The sequence below is a fragment of the Streptomyces sp. sk2.1 genome (assembly GCF_008120935.1).
Taxonomy (GTDB): domain Bacteria; phylum Actinomycetota; class Actinomycetes; order Streptomycetales; family Streptomycetaceae; genus Streptomyces.
The window spans coordinates 26,577-45,027 of the sequence record NZ_RDBO01000016.1 but is presented as its reverse complement, the minus strand read 5'-3'; the positions used below and the strand labels follow the sequence as shown (position 1 = coordinate 45,027).

Below are 18,451 nucleotides of genomic sequence, written 5' to 3'. Positions count from 1 at the left end.
TCTCGACACCGTGATGGGGCCGCGACCACTGTGATCGGGCCGGGTACCCGTGAAATCGCCCTCCGTGGGGGCGTCCGGGCTGGGCGTTGGTAACGCCGTCCATGGTGGCCAGCGGTGATCGCGAGCGGCACTGGGCAGTTGTGACCATCCCCGGGGGAGTCATTTGTGTCCACTGGGGTCGTGCGTCCGCCCGTCCTAGCCTGCTCGTCGCGGACGTTCGGCGCCGGCGGCCGCGGTTCCGCCGGCGGCACGGTCCCCGGCCCGCCCGGAGGCCCCCGCCCCGCCCCTTGCCGCGCGCCGTACGACGTGCCGCCCGTGAACCGCTTGTACCGCTGACGATGTTCTGACGATGGGGAGAGAACGGTGGCTGATCACCAGCTGGGGGAGTGGCGGCACGCACTGGCGGGCCTCGAACCGTTGGAACTGCCGTCGGACCGCCGGCCGTCGGACGACGGACCGGGTCCCGCGGACCGGGTCCCGTTCGACGTGCCCGTCCGCACCGCCGACGCGCTGACCGCGCTGGCCCGCGACCGGGGCGTGGAACTGCCCGCGGTCCTGCTGACGGTGTTTCACACGCTGCTGGCGCGGCACGCCGGCCGGGGCGACGTCCCGGTGGCGGTGCCGGCGGACGGCGCGCGGGACACGGACGCGGCGACCGTGGTGCGGGGCGCGGCCGGCGACCCGGCGTTCACCGAGGCCCTGGCGCACGTCGCGCGGGGCATGGCGGACGCCGTCGGCCGCGGCCCGGTGCCGCTCGCGGCGCTGGCCGACGCGGCCGGTGGCACGGGGGTCGCGGTGGCGTGGTTCGCGTGGCGCACAGCCGGCCGGGAGGCCGCCGCGTTCCCGCCGGACGCGCACGTCACGCTGGAAGTCGTCGCGGACGGCGGGAGGCTGAGCGGTGTCCTCGGCTATCGGACCGACCTGTTCGAGCGGGCCACGGCGGAGCGGATGACGGGGCACCTCGCGACGCTCGCGGGTTCCGCCGCCGACACGCCCGGGGAACCGCTCAGCACGCTGGAGATGCTGACGGAGCCGGAGCGGCACCGGATTCTGACCGAGTGGAACGGGCCGAGGTCCGCCTTCCCGGACACCGCGACCGTGCACCGGCTGGTGGAGGAACAGGTCGCGCACCGGCCCGACGCGGTGGCCCTGGAGTACGACGGGCGGCGGCTGACCTACCGGGAGCTGGACGAGCGGGCCGAAGGGCTGGCGCAGTACCTGGCGGAGCGGGGCGTCGGCCCCGGCGCGCTGGTCGCGGTGTGCCTGGACCACGGCCCGGACCTGGTGTGCGCGCTGCTCGGCGTGCTCAAGTCGGGTGCCGCGTACGTGCCGTTGGACCCGGCCTACCCGGCCGAGCGGCTGCGGTACCTGGTCGAGGACAGCGCCGCGCCGGTGGTGGTGACGCAGTCCGCGCACGCGGACCTGTTCGCGCCGGGCACCGCGCTGCTGCTGGCCGACCGGGAGTGGCCGGCCGGCACCGGCACCGCCCCGGTCGCCGCCGCGGGCCCGGACGACATGGCGTACGTCATCTACACCTCGGGTTCGACGGGCCGCCCCAAGGGCGTGCGGGTCGGACACCGGGGCGTCGTCAACTACCTGCACTGGTGCGACCGGAACTATCCTCCGGCGCCCGGTGCGCGGATCGGTTCGCTGCTGTGCTCGTCGGCGGCCTTCGACCTGACGGTGACCGCGCTGTTCCTGCCGCTGGTGCAGGGGCTGTGCCTGGTGGTGCCGAAGCCGGAGCCGGGACACGGTGTGTTCGACGCGGCCGTGGACATCGTCGCGACGGGTGTCCCGATCAGCTTCCTCAAGGCGACGCCCGCACACCTGGAGCTGCTGACCGCCCGGCTGGAGCAGGACGGCGTCCGGCACGGCATCGCCACGCTGGTCGTGGGCGGCGAGGACCTGGCACCGGTACTGGCGCACCGGGCGCTGGCCCTGGGCACCGGGGACACCGCGATCGTCAACGAGTACGGGCCGACCGAGGCGACCGTCGGCAACGTGGTCAGCCGGACGACGACGGTGGACCCGGCGGCGGACCACGTGCCGATGGGCCGGGCGATCGACAACACCGAGGTGTACGTCGTCGGGGCGCACGGCGAGGTCCAGCCGGTCGGAGTCCCCGGTGAGCTGCTGATCGGCGGCGTCAACGTGGCCCTCGGCTATCTGGACCGACCCGATCTGACGGCGCTGCGGTTCGTGCCGCACCCGTTCTCGGCCGACCCCGAGGCACGCGTGTACCGCACCGGCGACCTGGTGAAGTGGCTGCCGGACGGGCGCCTGGTCTACCTGGGCCGCATGGACGACCAGGTCAAGCTGCGTGGGCACCGGGTGGAACTCGGGGAGATCGAGAACGCCCTGCTGTCCCGGCCTGCCGTCGCGGCGGCCACGGTCGTGGTCCGCGAGGACGTTCCGGGCGACAAGCGCCTGGTGGCGTACCTGGTGCCGGCCGGCGGCACGGCCGTGGCCGTGGCCGGACTGCGCGCGGCACTGGCGCGGGAACTGCCCGAGCACATGCTGCCCGCCCGGTACGTCGTACTGGAACGGCTGCCGCTCACCCCGAACGGCAAGGTGGACCGGCGGGCGCTGCCCGCGCCCGAGGGCCACCGCCCGGACGTCTCCGCCGCGTTCGCCGCGCCGCGCACACCCACCCAGCGAACGATTGCCGGGATCTGGGCCGAGCTGCTGGGCGTCGACGAGGTCGGCGCGGACGACGACTTCTTCGAGCTGGGCGGCCACTCCCTGCTGGCCGCCCGGGTCGCCGCCCGGCTGCGCCGCGACCTCGGGGTGGACGTGCCGTACCGGACGCTGTTCGACGCGCCGACACCGGCGCTGCTGGCGACGGCCGTGGACGCGCTGGATCCGGGGACCTGCGCCGCGATCCCGCGGGCGGACCGGTCGACGGATGCCCTGCCGCTGTCCTTCGCGCAGCAACGCCTCTGGTTCCTGGACCAGTTGGCACCGGGCCGGGCCGAGTACGCGATCCCGGTGGGGCTGCGGATCGAGGGGGACTTCGCGCCGGACGCGTTCGGTGCCGCGCTGACGGCCCTGACCGCCGCGCACGAGATCCTGCGGACCCGGTTCGTCGCGGACGCCACGGGACGCCCCTTCCAGGTCGTCGACGCCGTGCGGGAAGTGGTGGTGGACGTCCACGACGCCCGGCACCTCGATGCCGACGCCGCGCGCGAGATGCTGCGGGAGGCGGCGGGACGGCCGTTCGACCTGGCCACCGGGCCGCTGCTGCGCGCGATGGCGGTGCGGGCGGCCGACACGGAGTGGCTGCTGCTGCTCACGGTGCACCACATCGTCTCCGACGGCTGGTCGGAGGGCATCCTGGCCCGGGAGCTGGGCGAGTTGTACGGCGCGGCGGTGGCCGGCCTGCCGTGCGCCCCGGCCCCCCTCGGCCTCCAGTACGCGGACTTCGCGAGCTGGCAGCGCGAGGTGCTGGACGGTCCGGCGCTGGCGGGGCAGTCGGCGTACTGGCGGGAGCGGCTCGCCGGAATACGGCCGCTGGAACTGCCGACCGACCACCGGCGGCCGGCCGAGCGGTCGGGCCGGGGCGGCACGGTGTCCTTCTCGGTGCCCGCCGACGTGGCCGGCGCGGCCCGGCGGCTGGCGGCGGGACAGGGCGCGAGCCTGTTCATGTCACTGCTGGCGGTGTTCCAGCTGCTGATGGCGAAGTACAGCGGCCAGGAGGACATCGCGGTCGGCAGCCCGGTCGCGGGCCGCAACCGTGCCGAGACGGAGGAGCTGATCGGCTTCTTCGTGAACACGCTGGTCATGCGCACCGATCTGTCCGGCGATCCGGCGTTCACCGAGCTCCTGGACCGGGTCAAGGACACCGCGCTCGGTGCCTATGACCACCAGGACCTGCCCTTCGAACGCCTCGTGGAGGAACTCGCCCCCGACCGCGACCTGTCCCGCAACCCCCTCTTCCAGACGATGTTCGCGCTGCAGAACACCCCCGATGGCCACGCCTGGCAGCTGCCCGGAGCAGCGGTGGAGCCGTTCGCCGTCCGCGAGGAGGAGGCCAAGTTCGACCTGACCCTCATCCTCACCGAGCGGCCCGACGGCTCGCTCGCCGGCGATCTGGTGTTCGCCCTCGACCTGTTCGCACCGGACACGGCGGAACGGCTGGCGGGGCACTTCACCACGCTGCTGCGCGCGGCGGTCACCGGCCCGGAGCGGCGCCTGTCCGAACTGGAAGTGCTGACCGGTGCCGAACGGCACCGGGTACTGGCCGAGTGGAGCGGGACGGCGGCCATCACGGACACCGGGGCCGGGACGACGGTGCACCGGCTCGTCGAGGAGTGCGCCGCCCTGCGACCGGACACGACGGCGGTGCTCTCGGCCGACGGGGAACTGACCTATCGGGAGCTGAACGCACGGGCCAACCGGCTCGCCCGGCACCTGAGCCTTCGCGGAGCCGGCCCCGGGGACGTGGTCGCCGTGTGCCTGGAACGCGGCCCCGACCAGATCACCGCACTGCTCGCGGTCCTCAAGTCCGGCGCCGCCTACCTGCCGCTGGACCCGGAGCACCCCGCCGACCGGCTCGCCCACATGATCGCGGACGCCCGGGCCGCGCTCGTGGTCACCGACAGCGCCCGGGCCGCACGGCTGCCCGACGAGCCCGGCCGGTTCCTCACCGACCGGGACTGGCCGTCCCTCGCGGACCTGCCGGCCCACGACCCGGAACCCGCGGCGTCCTCCGGCGACCTGGCGTACGTGATCTACACCAGCGGATCCACCGGCCGGCCCAAGGGCGTCGAGATCGAGCACCACAGCCTGGCCGGCCTGGTCCACTGGACGGCCGACACCTTCGGCGCGGCCCCGGGACGGCGCGTCGCGCTGCTGGCAGGGATCGGATTCGACGCGGCGGCGTGGGAGCTGTGGCCCGCACTGGCGACCGGTGCCACCGTGTGCGTGCCCGACGACACGGTGCGACTGACACCGGCACTGCTCCGGCGCTGGCTGGGCGAGCGGCGGATCACGGGCACCTTCGTCTCGACACCGGTGCTGGAGTCACTGGCGGCCCTCGACTGGTCGGAGCCGACCTCCCTGGAGTACGTGCTGACCGGCGGCGACGCGCTGCGCCTGCCGGCCGGGCTGCACCTGCCCTTCCGCGTCGTCAACAACTACGGGCCGACCGAGTCGACGGTGGTGACGACCTCGGCCGAGATCGTCCCCGGCACGGCCGTACCACCGATCGGCCGCCCGGTGCGCGGCACCTTCGTGTACGTGGTGGACCGGTACGGCCGGCCGGTTCCGACCGGGGTGCCGGGCGAACTCCTCGTCGGCGGTGCCGGACTGGCACGCGGATACCGGGGTCGGCCCGACCAGACGGCGGAGCGGTTCGTGACCGCCGACGTCGACGGCACACCGCGCCGGGTCTACCGCACCGGCGACCGGGTGCGCTGGCTGGCCGACGGGCAACTGGAGTTCCTGGGACGGCTGGACGACCAGGTGAAGCTGCGAGGGCACCGCATCGAACCCGGTGAGATCGAGGCGGTGCTGCTGGCCGGCCCCGACATCGCCGCGGCCACCGTCGTCGTCCGCGAGGACCCCCCCGGCGACAAGCGACTGGTCGCGTACGTCGTCCCGGCAGCGGGCGCCACGGCCCACGGCGAGGCCCTGCGCGGGCGGCTGCGCCGTGAACTGCCCGACTACATGGTGCCGTCCGCGTTCGTGACGCTGGAACGGTTGCCACTGACCCCGAACGGCAAGGTGGACCGGCGGGAACTGCCCGCGCCCGAACCCCGCGCGGCCGGGGCCGGCGGCCCGGCCCCCCGCACCCCGGTCGAGCGCGCGATCGCCACGGCCTGGTCCCAGGTGCTGGGCACCGAGGTCACCGGCACGGACGACGACTTCTTCGAGCTCGGCGGCCACTCCCTGCTCGCCACCCAGGTGACGTCACGGCTGCGGGACGCGCTGGGCGTGGAGGTGCCGGTGCGGGAGCTGTTCGCGTCACCCACCGTCGCCGGGCTGGCCGCGGCCGTGGCGGAACTCGCCGCCGACGGGACGGCCGGTGCGGAGCGCATCGTGTCGGCCGACCGGACCGACGGTCCGCTGCCCCTGAGCTTCGCCCAGCAGCGGCTGTGGTTCCTCGACCAACTGGAGCCCGGACGCGCCGAGTACGTCGTGCCCTTCGCACTGCGCGTCAGCGGTGCGCTGGACACCGACGCCCTCGACGCGGCGCTGACCCGCATGCTGGCACGGCACGAGACCCTGCGGACGAGGTTCGTCGCCGCCGATGACGGCGAGCCGGTACAGATCGTCGATCCGCCGCAGCCGGTGCGCACGGCCGTCCACGACCTGCGGCACATCGCCGGCACCGAGGAACGCCAGGAGGAGGCATGGCACCTGGCCCGCGCGGAGGCCGCCCGCCCGTTCGACCTGACGACGGGACCGCTGCTCCGCTCACACCTGGTGCGACTGGCCGACGAGGAGGCGCACCTGCTGCTGACGGTGCACCACATCGTCTGCGACGGCTGGTCGGAGCCGGTCATGGCGCGCGAACTGAGGGAGGGCTACCGGGCGGCGACGACCGGCATCCCGTCCGAGGACACGGAACTTCCCGTGCAGTACGCGGACTTCTCCGTGTGGCAGCGCCGGCAGCTCACCGGTGACGTGCTGGAGGGACAGCTGGCGTACTGGCGGGAGCGGCTCGCCGGGATCGAACCCCTGGAACTGCCCACCGACCACCGCCGCCCGGAGCGGCGGGCCGGAGGCGGCGACACCGTGACGTTCGAGGTGGGCGCGGCAGTGGCCGCCGGGCTGCGGAAGGCGGCCATGAGCGGCACCGCGAGCCTGTACATGGTGCTGCTGGCCGCCTTCCAGGTGCTGCTGGTCAAGTACGCCCGCCAGGACGACGTGACCGTCGGCAGCCCGGTCGCGGGCCGCAACCGGGCCGAGACGGAGGACCTGATCGGCTTCTTCGTGAACACGCTGGTCATGCGCACCGACCTGTCCGGCGATCCGGCGTTCACCGAACTCCTGGACCGGGTCAAGGACACCGCGCTCGGTGCCTTCGACCACCAGGACCTGCCCTTCGAACGCCTCGTGGAGGAACTCGCCCCCGACCGGGACCCGTCCCGCAACCCCCTGTTCCAGACCATGTTCGTGTTCCAGAACACGCCGGACGAGCACGGCTGGAGCCTCCCCGGGCTGGACGTGGAACCCTTCGCGGTCACACTTCCGGACGCCAAGTTCGACCTCACCCTGATGATGTCCGAGGACGCGGACGGCGGACTGCGCGGCACCCTGGAGTACCGGACGGACCTCTTCGAACGGGACACGGTCGCCCGGATGGCCGGCCACCTGGGCACACTGCTGGAAACGGTGGCGCGCGAGCCCGCGGCACGGCTGTCGCGGCTGTGCCTGCTCACCGCCGGGGAAGGGCGGCGGACGGTGGTCGAGTGGAACGACACCGGGGCCGCCTTCCCGGACACCGCCACGCTGCACGGCCTGTTCGAGGAGCGGGCGGCACAGCAGCCGGACACGGTGGCCGTCGAGGGGCCGCAGGGCACTCTGACCTACGGCCAACTGAACGCCCGGGCCAACCGGATCGCCCATCACCTGCGCACCCGGTACGGAGTACGGCCGGACATGCCGGTCGCGGTGTGCCTGGAGCGCGGCCCCGATCTGGTGACGGCCGTGCTGGGCGTCCTGAAGGCGGGGGCGCCGTACGTGCCGCTGGACCCGGACTACCCGGAGGAGCGGCTGGCGTACATGGTGCGGGACACCGGGACCCCGGTCGTCCTCACCGGCTCCGCGCACACCGGCCGGCTGCCCTCGGACGTACCGCTGCTGCTGCTCGACGAGGACACCGTGACGCTGGCCGACGAGCCGGAGACCGATCCCCGGCCGGCCGCCGCGGCGCACAACCTCGCCTACCTGATCTACACCAGCGGTTCCACCGGCCGCCCCAAGGGCGTCCAGGTCGAACACCGCAGCCTGGTCAACCTGGTGCACTGGACGGTACGCGAGTACGGGCTGGAACCCGGGCAGCGGATCGCGCTGCTGGCCGGCATCGGTTTCGATCCGGCGGCGTGGGAGCTGTGGCTCGGCCTGACCCGCGGCGCGACCTGCTGCGTCACCACCGAGACCGTCCGGCTCACCCCGCATCTGCTGCGGGACTGGCTGTGCGAGCAGCGCGTCCACGCCACGTTCCTGTCCACGCCGATGCTCGAGGCCCTGGCGGCGCTGCCGTGGGAGGCGGACAACACCCTCGAGTACGTGCTGACCGGTGGTGACCGGCTGCGGATGCCACCGCGGGCACGGCTGCCGTTCCGTGTGATCAACAACTACGGACCCACCGAGACCACGGTCATCGTCACCTCGGCAGTGGTCGAACCCGGCGACGTGGTCCCGCCGATCGGCCGGCCCATCTCCAACACCCTGGTGTTCGTGGTGGACCAGCACGGCCGGCCGGTGCCGGTCGGGGTGCCCGGGGAACTCCTCCTCGGAGGCGTACCGGTGGCCCGCGGCTACCGCGGCAGGCCGGATCTGACCGAGGAGAAGTTCGTCGAGTACGAGGCCGAAGGGGTGAGCACCCGGGTCTACCGCACCGGTGACCTCGTGCGGTGGCGGGCGGACGGGCAGCTCGAGTTCCTGCGGCGGATCGACAACCAGGTGAAGATCCGCGGCAACCGCATCGAGCTCGGCGAGGTCGAGTCCACCCTGCTGACTCATCCCGGCATCGGCGAGGTCTGTGTGATCGTCCGTGAGGACACGCCCGGCGACAAACGGATCGTGGCGTATCTCGTGGCCACCGGCGCGGACGCGCCGAGCACCGCGGACCTCCACGCCCATCTGGGGCGGTTCCTGCCCGACTACATGATCCCGGCGGTGTTCGTCACGCTGGAGCGCCTCCCGCTGACCGCCAACGGCAAGGTGGACCGGGCGGCCCTGCCGGTGCCGGACCACCAGCGGCCGGATCTGGGGAGCGAGTACACGGCACCGCGCAACGCCGTCGAGCGGACCGTCACCACCGTGTGGCAGGAACTGCTGGACATCGAACGCGTCGGCGTGCACGACGACTTCTTCCAGCTGGGCGGGCATTCGCTGCTCGCCACGCAGGTGGCCTCACGGCTGCGGAAGGCGCTGCGGATCGACGTGCCGGTGCGAGCCGTGTTCGACTCTCCCACCCCGGCGCGGCTCGCCCAGGCCATCGCCGACCTGATGATGGCGGAGATCACGGCACAGTTCGCACCGGCCGGGTGACCGCACCCCGTGCCACACCGTGAAGGGGCCGGACCTCGACGACGAGGTCCGGCCCCTTCAGGGCCCAGTCGCACAGGGCGAGACGGTTCAGGCCATGTCCTCGGCGCGGATGCCGCCGCTGGCGAGCGCGAGGGCGCCGAGCTGGAACCGGCTCTGGGCACCGAACCGGTCGGTCAGCTTCTCCGAGAGCCGGCGCACCGTGCGCAGCGAGACGTCCATCCGGCGGGCCGCCGCCGCGTCCGTGAGCCCCTGCGCCCACAGCCGGAGCACGTGCTGCTCCTGGAGGGAGAGGTTGCCGCGGGTACGGGGGCGTGCCTCCGCGAGCGGCAGGGCCTCCTTCCACAGCCGGGCGAACAGGGTCGCGAAGGCTTCCGTGACCGACTCGACGCCGCACGCCATCGCGCCGACCACACTGCGGCCGCTCGTGACCGGCACGACGGCGTGCCTGCGGTCGGAGACGATCATCCACACCGGCAGCGACGGCAGGGTGCGGACGGCGCCGCCGCACTCCTCGTTCCGGCGCAGGCGCTCCGTCGCCTCCGGGTCGTTGCGGACGCTCTCCAGCACGATGGCGCGAGCGGGCGTACCGCGTTGCCGCAGGATCTCGTCCAGCGAGTGGCCGGCCTCGAAGGCCGCCGCGTCCGGCCGCTCGGCCGGACCGACGGTCAGCCATTCGTTCGCGCACTCATCGGCGAGGAAGGTGATGTGCCGCCACACGGCGTCCGCGCCGGCCAGCCACTTGACGTCCGGAACGCTTTCCCGGCCGCCGCGCCCGCGCTCCGACAGCAGCCGCGTCACCTCCAGCCGACTGCCCTCCACCTGGAGCCGGTGGCGGGCCAGTTCCTCCTGCTGCCGGGTGAGCATCGCCGCCAGCCCGACCTCCGGGTCGACCGGCCGCCAGCCGCTGGCGGAGTCGCCCGGGACGACGAGCAGCAGGGCGGAAAGCCGCTCCAGCCCGTCCCGGACCGTTTCCTCGGTCTCCTGCAGTTGTTCGGCCAGCTCGGGCACCTCCGCGCCGGGCCGGTCGACCATCGATATGTACACCCTCCGTGCAACGGAGTCGATACCCAGAGAGGTCCGCATGTCGTGCGCTCCTGTATGTCTTGTTCGTACGGCACCTGTTGGCTGTGGGACACGAGTAGATTTCGGACCGACGGCACTCCCTCGGGACGCCACCGCGGGAACCGCCGGCCGGACATCAGTAGAACGGGTGCCGCAGCGGCGGCGGATGCGGGATGATCCCCCAAGTTCCTTCGGGGCAAGCCCTCGTGGGGCGGACGAGGCGCTCCACGGACGGCTCCCGCGCCTCGACGGGACGCCCTCCCGCGGCTGGAGCGCACACCACTGTGCTCACCGGCGGGTGCGACCGGACGGAGCCCGCGCGGGCCGCATCGGCGCCGGGCGACCGGATGGCCGATCGGGCCGCCACATGCTCACGACGACCGGGCGACCGGCCGAGCCCCGTGGGCCCGCACGACAGGCAGGCGCGGCGGACCGGGCCGTGCGGTGCCGACCGGAGGCGCGTGCGTCCCCCATGGCGTGTCGCGCCTGCCCCCATATACCCGCCGGACCGACCGCCCGGCCGTACTCCCTCGGCCGGCCATCACCCGGCCGCACGCCGCCGACCCGCCGCCTCGGACGGCACGGCCGCCACCGGCCGCCCTCCGACGCCGCGGCATCCCGTGCACCCCTCTGCCCCACCGGCGAGGGGACCGGGGATATGGGGGACAGTCCCCCATGCGGGATCACGGCACATCTGCGATCTTTGCCCATGGCCGGTCCAGCCGCACACGCGACTCCAACGACCGTGCCCCTCGGCCCCGCCCCGCAGGGCCCTGCCGCACACTTCTCCGGGATGTCAGGTCTCCCGGTGCCCATTCAGAACAGCTCCAGCCCCTTGCCGCTGGTGTCCGCGATGACCGGCCGGAATCGGGTGGGGAGGCCGTCCAGGCGGTCGGGACCGGCCGCGGCGGCCACGGCGGGGGCCGTCTCGGCCAGCCAGGCACGGAACCGCTCGACGGCTTCGCGGTAGGGAACCCGCGCCAGGACGCGGTGCTCGCCGGAGGGGCAGAAGTCGACGGCGACAGTGAACAGGCAGGAACGGGGCGCGTTCTGACTGCCCGTCCAGGACACGCGCAGGACACCGCAGGGCTTGCGCCCGCGGGGAGCGCGGTGGGTCGGGCGCAGCGACCGGCAGGCCACGTGGGCGGTCCATGCGGCGAGGTGCGGCAGGGGCAGCGTGGTGCGTGCACGGCAGCCGGGGCAGCGGTGCCAGTGGCGGAGCCAGGCGTCGGCATCGGTGTGGAAGAGGCGTCTGTAGCGGTTCGCCACGCGGACGTCGTTGCTGTACAGGTGGTCGGGGCGTTCCTGCGTGTTGCAGGACTGGCAGACGGGGGCGCGGACGTAGCCGTGTTCGTGGCAGTGGTCGAGCACGGCGGCGGGCGCGGTGCGGCAGACGGCGCACGCCCACCCGGCCACCTTGCGGGAGGTGCCGGGCTTCCTGCTGAGCACCGAGTACAGCTGGCCCTCCAGCTCCTTGCCGTACGGGCGCAGTGCGGCGGTGGGGTTCTCGGGACCCGTCGTCCGCCGAGCGTCGGCGTCCCGGGCCTGCCGGGGGCGGGAGGGCGGCCCGGTGACGGCTGCGCCCTCCCGGCCGGTCCGTGCGGCCTGCACCCACTGCTTCTCGGCGTGCTCGGCCGCGTCCAGCAGCCTGACCGCGGCGCGCGGCAGCCACCACGTGCGCTGCGTCCCGCCGCGGGTCCGTTCCACGAGCATCTGCCGCCAGTCGATCCCCGCCAGATGGTGCGGCCGGCCGCCTTCACGTCGTGCTGCCCGGTCGGAGCCGCCCGGCTCCCGCAGTTCCCCCATGATGTGCCGGCGCCAGCGCAGCGGTGTTTCCCCGTCGTGTTCCTGCCCCGGCGCCTCGCGGAACGGGCCGATGCGGACCAGGTCCCGCCGGTCCATCCCCACCGCGTTCAGTTCCGCGGCCGCCCGGCGCACCTCGACCTCCAAAACCCCCCACCGGCCGTCGCCCGCCCGCACCGCCGCCACCACACGGCCGCCGAGCAGGACGTACCCCGCCCGGACACGGGCAGAAGAGCGGGTGAACACCCCGGAAGCCGTCGGCACAGCACTGCCGGCCGTCAGATCTGCCCACAGGGCGTCCGCGGCGACCGGGGTGATCAGGCCGTCCGTGCGGCCGGGCACGACACGCTCCGACATACCGACAGACTAACGGCCCGCGACGCGGCAACGGATCCCGAGCGCCTCGGCCCGCATCGCCCCGTGCATCATCGACGAGAATGACCGAGGGTTCCGTCGAGCCGTACGGGGCCGCGCCGGCACGATGCCGGGAGTGGCGGTGACCCTCCGGGCGTCGGCACGGACGGTCGGGAGGCCGGAGGTGCGGCGGGACCTCGTGGGGAAGAGGAAGCGGCGCGAGCGTGAGACGTAGGAGGAGGGGCCATGAGCAGGAGGCGAAGCCCGCGGGACCGGACGCCCGGCAGGGGCGTACGGCGGCTGTGGCTGCTGCCCGACCAGGGCGGGGACGAGCCGTTCATCGACGTCCGCGGGGACGGTCGCGGGACGCTGAATGTGCAGGTCGCCCGGAACGGCCGGAACGATCTTTTCTGCTTCGAGGTGACCGCGCAGCAGATCGCCGCCGCGGAGCGCAGCGCACTTCGGTGTTGGGCCGTCTTCGCCGTGCTCTTCGGTGAACTCGCCGTTTTCCACTCCGACGCCGCCCCGGCGCGGCCGCCGGGAAAATGCCGGCGGGTGATCGACATGATCCTCGGGGGCGCCGATTCCCAGGTCGAGCAGTACTTGACCATGACGAACAAGCGCTTCCGGGGCGGTCTTCGGGATTCACTGGCGACGTTGTGCCAGGTCGATCTGACACGTTCCCGGGACCGCGAGGCGTTCGAGAAGCGGTTGTGGTTCGGCGTCGAGCCGTTGATCATCAGCGACGCGGAGCGCGCCCGGCGCGCGCAGGAGGCGGAACGCCGGGCAGCGGCCCGGGCAACCGCGGTGCGGCAGGCCTTCGAGCCGTACAACGACGCCCTCCTGACGGCCGAGCGCGACGACACCGTGCGGCGTGTCGTCGGCCTGCTCGGATCGGACCCGGTGATCAGCGAGTTCGAGGTCGGTGCGCCCGCACACCACGACCGGTACCTGACGTTCGGCTCCGGCGGCGAGATCATGCTCCGGGACGGGGTGGTGACGGCGATCCTCTTCCACGTCCGGCCCACCGAGGCCGCACCGCACGGCTTCACGGGGCTCGGCACCCTGATCCCCGGGCTGAGCCGGGACGCCTCGAGAAGCCAGGTGGAGGCGGCACTCGGTGAGCCGATCGCCGGACGCGTGAGCCCGAACGCGACCTACGCCGTCGGGAACGGGTTCGTGAAGGTCTTCTACGACGGGTGGGCCCAGAAGGACGCACCGGGCCGTCTGAAGCTCATCCAGGTGACGGCGGAGGACACGTACGCCGGGACCGATCCCGCCGACGAGCGCTGCCCCGGCTGCGCGGGCACGCTGATCAGGGCGGCATCGGCGCCCGGCGGCGTCGACGTGGACGCGACGATCACGGCCTTGCGCGCCGGGGTCGCCGCCGGACGTCTCCGCCGGGCGCACAACCGGGTGGCGCTGGACGACATGCTCCGCCTGCACGACTCCGGACTGATGGAACGCGTCGAGGCACAGCTGGGCTGCACGATCTGCCACCGGCACATCCTCTTCGCGCTGCACCGCGACGCGGACCCGACCTTCGAGTACGTCTCGCTCAACGACACCTATCGCCGGCCCCCGGAGAAGGTACCGCCGGTGGAGCGGTGGGGCGATGCCGCCCGGATCGCGCGGGAAGCACAACGCCCGCAGCGGATCGCGACCGACAAAAACACCTGGGTCCTGTATGCCGTGGGCGAGCATCTCTTCATGAACGCGCGCTGCTGGTACAGCGCCGTGGACGGGTCGAGGCTGATCCGCCTGGAGGCCGCCGAGGTGCGGCAGTACGAACGCGACGGTGAGGCCTATCTGTCCCGGCTGCAGGAGGCGATCAACCGCACCTGGACGAGCAGCGACGACCCGTGGCGCCCGCGCGACCTGAAGAGGAGCGGGATGTCGGACGAGGAGGCCATCGAGGCGAGCCTGGCCGCAGCACGGGACGAGCAGGGCTGAGCAGACGGAGCGTTTTCGCGGCTACGCCGCTGACCAGCACCTCAAGGGACTGGATGGACAGGGCCGACGCCTGCCTGGGGCGGGTTCCCAGACCGGCCCCCGTCATGGCGCTCCGCTGCGGATCGGGTGACCTCGGGCCCGGTCCGTGTGCGGGTGGTGCGCAGCAGGATGGCGATGAGGACAGCTGCTCCGGTCATCAGGACGGCGCTGACGACCGAGGCGATCCGGGCCTCTTGGGTGAAGGCGTCGAAGGCTGCGTTCCGCAGTGCGTCGGCGGTGCCCGTCGGGAGGGTGGTGGCGGTCTCGACCGCGCCGCCCAGGGTGCTCTTCGCCGCCTCCAGTTCTTCGGGCGTGAGGCTGTCGGGAGCCTTGGCGGCCAGTACGGAACGGTAGACGGTGGTGCCGATGCTGCCCAGGAGCGCGATGCCCAGTGCGCCGCCGAATTCGGCCGAGGTCTCGGCCAGGGCGGAGGCCGTCCCGGCCCGTTCCGGCGGTGCGGCGGAGAGGATCACCTCGGTGACGACGGCGGAGACGGCGCCGATGCCGATCGAGACGACGGTCATGCCGCCGACGAGGTGGATGATTCCCGATTCGGCCCGGAGCAGGGTCAGCACGACGTAGCCGGCCGTCGCCACGAGCAGCCCGGCGGCGACCACGTTGTGCTTGCCGATGCGGGGGGCGGTGGCGGTCGCCAGCGCGATACCCACGGGCATCACGAGGAAGGTGGGCAGGGACCACAGAGCCGAATCCAATGGCCCCATTTCCAGGATGAGTTGCATGAACTGCCAGTTGAACAGGCTGAATCCGACCAGCCCGAACGTCGCCAGCGCGTCGATGAGCAGGGGAACGGTGAACCGGCGGGTGCGGAACAGCCGCATGTCGATCATCGGATTCGGAGTCCTGTGCTGGCGGCGGAGGAATGCCGCGCCCACGGCGAGCCCGGCGGCGCCGGACGCCAGGGGAACCCACCCGGGGCCGTGTTCCGCCATGGTCTTGATGCCGTAGATGATGCTGAGCACGGCCACGAGGGACATGGCGGCGCCGAGCAGGTCGAAACGGCCCGGCTCGGGGTCGCGGCGCTCGGTGAGCAGCAGCGGACCGAGGACCAGCAGCAGGACCATCACCGGCACGTTGATGAGGAAGACCGATCCCCACCAGAAGTGCTCCAGGAGCAGGCCGCCGATGATCGGGCCGAGCACGGCGCCGCCCGCGAATCCGGCTGTCCAGATGCCGACTGCGGTGGCCCGTTGCGCGGCGTCGTGGAACATGTTCCGGATCAGGGAAAGGGTGGACGGTGCCAGCGTGGCGCCGGCGATGCCCAGGAGCATGCGGGCCGCGATGAGGGTCCCCGGGCTGGTCGAGCAGGCCGCCAGGACCGACGCGACGCCGAAGGCCGCGGCGCCTGCGAGCAGCACCCGCCGCCGTCCGAAGCGGTCACCGAGTGTGCCCATGGTGATGAGCAGCCCGGCAAGGAGGAACCCGTAGGAGTCCATGATCCACAGTTGCTCGGAACTGCTCGGGCCGAGGTCGGCCGCCAGGGACGGGAGGGTGATGAACATGACGGACATGTCCATGGACGCGAGCAGGCAGGGCAGCACCAGGACGGCGAGACCGGCCCACTCCCTGTTCCCGGCTCTTCCTTCTTGTGCGGTCATGCCCAGCCCTCTCCTGATCCGTGCAAGGTCCGGACGGGTTTTGGTCACCCTCCGGACGCGTACGTCGTACGCGTTGACGGCATACAGGGTACGCATGCGCGCGAAATTGCCGCAAAGGCTTTTTGAGCTGCCAATTTGAATCAGATCGGAGTGATCGACGTCGATGTAATAGGATTACGTCACACGCCATGGTTGTGACGAAAAGGAGTGTGCAGATGTCCGTGCAGTCGACATGCGCGTCGTGCGGAAGGGCGCTTGAGTCCACCGGGCGGGGACGGCCGAGAACCTACTGCTCCCGTGCGTGCCAGGCGAGGGCCTACCGAACGCGCCGGGAGGAAGCACCGGTCCGTGCCCCGGAGAGCGATGACGGTGCGCGGCACCTCACCGTCGAGCGCATCGTGCGGACCGGGATCGTCATCGCGGACGCGGAGGGGCTCGACGCGCTGTCGATGCGCCGGGTCGCCACGGAACTCGGCACCGGCGCGATGTCCCTCTACCGGCATGTGGCCTCCAAGGACGACCTGGTGACCCTGATGGTGGAAGCCGCGATGACCGACGTGCCGTTGCCCGACTCACCCCCGCGGAACTGGCGTCACGGCCTCGAACGCGCCGCGCACCGCGACTGGGAGTTGTATCACCGCCATCCGTGGATCCTGCCGAGGGTCATGATGACGACCCGCGCGTACTTCAGCCCCGCACTCGCGGCGGACAGCGAGAGCGCCTTCTCCTCGTTCGACGGGCTCGACCTCGAACCGGCCGATGCCTTCCGCTACATGTTCATGTTCGCCTCCTACGTGCAAGGCGTGGCGCTGATCCTCGTGAGCGACGCGGAAGCGGAGCGCCAGTCGAAGGCTTCCACGAAACAGGGGGCGAAAGCCCCGGACGGCGCGCAGAGCCCGCTGTACGAACCCGGGGCGTATCCCCGGCTGGCCCGCGCCATGCGAGCGGGCGCCGACCCCTGGGATCTCGACTCCCTGTTCGCCTCAGGTCTTGCCGGTGTCCTGGACGGCATCGCAGCGGACCTGGCACGACGACGCACCGACACCGTTTGAGCATGCCGGGTGCGGCGGCCCTCTTTCTCCGGCAGGCCGAACAGCGGCGGACCGTACGGAACCGGCACGTACGGCATCCTGCGGGCAGCCGCCGAGAACGAGGACGACGGCGACTGCAACGGCGCCGTCTCGCCGTGGCCGACGCCTCCCACGCTCCGGTCACGCGGAGACGTACGCGGCAAGGCCACACCGCCGACCGCACATCGATCGCACATGGGGAACCCGGCGGAGGAGCACGCAACCGGTCGGCGACCGCCCTGTGACGGCCCGCCGCTCACGCCGGGCCGATGATCACGGCACCCCGGAAACCGTCCGGGGAGATCGTCGACATCGTGTCGAGCGACAGGTCCGGCACGGGCAGCAGGTGGGCGTCGACCCAGGTGTCCCCCGCGGCGGTGTTGGTCCATGGGTCCTCGATCACGACGGCGCCCGGCACGACGCCGTGGCAGAGAACCCAGTGCGGTACGTCGAACCCCTGCATGCCGGCGAGCGAGACCAGGAGCAGCACCTGCTCCCCCCGGCCGAGCGCGCTCCGGATCGCGGTCATGGACAGCCGGTGCGAGTCGATCGGGACACCGACCCGTCCGGCCTCCGCCCGAGAGGCACGCTGGAGCACGGCCCGCCACTCCTGCTCGTCCGCCGGGTACTGGTCGAGCAGGACGGGCCGGTCCGCGTCGAGGAAGACGGTGACCGGGGACGACGGCCACGCCCGGCGCACGGCGACACCCAGTCCGACGGGCTCGCACGCGGGGAAGTTCGTCGCGTCGCGCCACAGCGTCAGCTCCGCCCGGCGGTCGAGCGATTCCCGCGGCAGCCTCCCCGCGTGCGCCTGCGCGACCAGGGCCGTGACGGCGCCGCACGTGAAGTGTGTCGTCTGCCCGTAGTACGGGGGCTCGGCCACCGCACCGTCGTGCAACCGGCGCACATAGCCCGCGCGGGGCCCGCCCGCCTCCTCCGCGGGCGTGCGCGGAGCACTCAGCGGGACGAAGCCGACGGCGGTGGCGGCCCCGGGGCCCACCGTCCACCCTTCCCACTTGACCTGCGCGAGCCCCCGGTGGCGGGCGTGGGAGACCACGGCTTCGACGGCTCTCGGTACATCGCCGACGGCATCGACGATCTTCAGGTAGGCCGTGTGCGGGCGTGCCGTCACGAGCGCGGCGGCGGCCCAGTCCTCGCCGTCGCCCCTCGGAACGGCCACGATGTGCGGGGCGTGGGCGGAGCGGTCGGCCGCGCGCCAGCGTTCCAGAACGTCGTGGTGGACGAGCCGGCTCAACGGGGCCGGCGGCGCGGCGGGCTCGAACGGGACGACGGTGCTCTTCACGGACATGGCCCGACGGGGCGGCATTCCGG

The 18,451-nt window shown here is 72.7% G+C and carries 7 protein-coding genes; 3 read left to right on the top strand and 4 right to left on the bottom strand.

Going from position 1 to position 18,451, the window contains the following annotated elements; all coding sequences use genetic code 11:
- The first annotated feature begins 363 nt into the window (after positions 1 to 363).
- Complete coding sequence (locus EAO76_RS03035; protein WP_148833037.1) at positions 364 to 9,222, top strand: non-ribosomal peptide synthetase; 8,859 nt, start codon at positions 364 to 366, stop codon at positions 9,220 to 9,222.
- An 87-nt stretch (positions 9,223 to 9,309) separates the two neighbouring features.
- Here the strand turns inward: EAO76_RS03035 and EAO76_RS03030 are convergent, their stop codons facing one another.
- Both EAO76_RS03030 and EAO76_RS03025 read right to left on the bottom strand, forming a co-directional pair.
- Positions 9,310 to 10,305, bottom strand: coding sequence for a helix-turn-helix domain-containing protein (locus EAO76_RS03030; RefSeq protein ID WP_262375252.1), 996 nt, complete (start codon positions 10,303 to 10,305; stop codon positions 9,310 to 9,312).
- A gap of 795 nt (positions 10,306 to 11,100) precedes the next feature.
- Entirely contained in the window at positions 11,101 to 12,444 is a 1,344-nt protein-coding gene (locus tag EAO76_RS03025; protein WP_148833035.1) for an endonuclease domain-containing protein, read from the bottom strand.
- Between the two features lie 243 nt (positions 12,445 to 12,687).
- Between EAO76_RS03025 and EAO76_RS03020 the strand changes: the two genes are divergently transcribed.
- The gene (locus tag EAO76_RS03020) at positions 12,688 to 14,394 is read left to right on the top strand and encodes a hypothetical protein (protein ID WP_148833034.1); all 1,707 of its coding nucleotides are present in this window, start codon (positions 12,688 to 12,690) and stop codon (positions 14,392 to 14,394) included.
- Positions 14,395 to 14,435: 41 nt separating this feature from the next.
- Here EAO76_RS03020 and EAO76_RS03015 read toward each other — a convergent pair whose 3' ends face one another.
- Complete coding sequence (locus EAO76_RS03015) at positions 14,436 to 16,049, bottom strand: MFS transporter (protein ID WP_148833032.1); 1,614 nt, start codon at positions 16,047 to 16,049, stop codon at positions 14,436 to 14,438.
- A gap of 398 nt (positions 16,050 to 16,447) precedes the next feature.
- On the opposite strand from EAO76_RS03015, the gene EAO76_RS03010 reads away from it, so the two are divergent.
- The gene (locus tag EAO76_RS03010; RefSeq protein WP_262375251.1) at positions 16,448 to 17,101 is read left to right on the top strand and encodes a TetR/AcrR family transcriptional regulator; all 654 of its coding nucleotides are present in this window, start codon (positions 16,448 to 16,450) and stop codon (positions 17,099 to 17,101) included.
- A gap of 274 nt (positions 17,102 to 17,375) precedes the next feature.
- Here EAO76_RS03010 and EAO76_RS03005 read toward each other — a convergent pair whose 3' ends face one another.
- Positions 17,376 to 18,428, bottom strand: coding sequence for a peptidase C39 family protein (locus EAO76_RS03005; protein WP_399461388.1), 1,053 nt, complete (start codon positions 18,426 to 18,428; stop codon positions 17,376 to 17,378).
- Positions 18,429 to 18,451 lie beyond the last annotated feature (23 nt).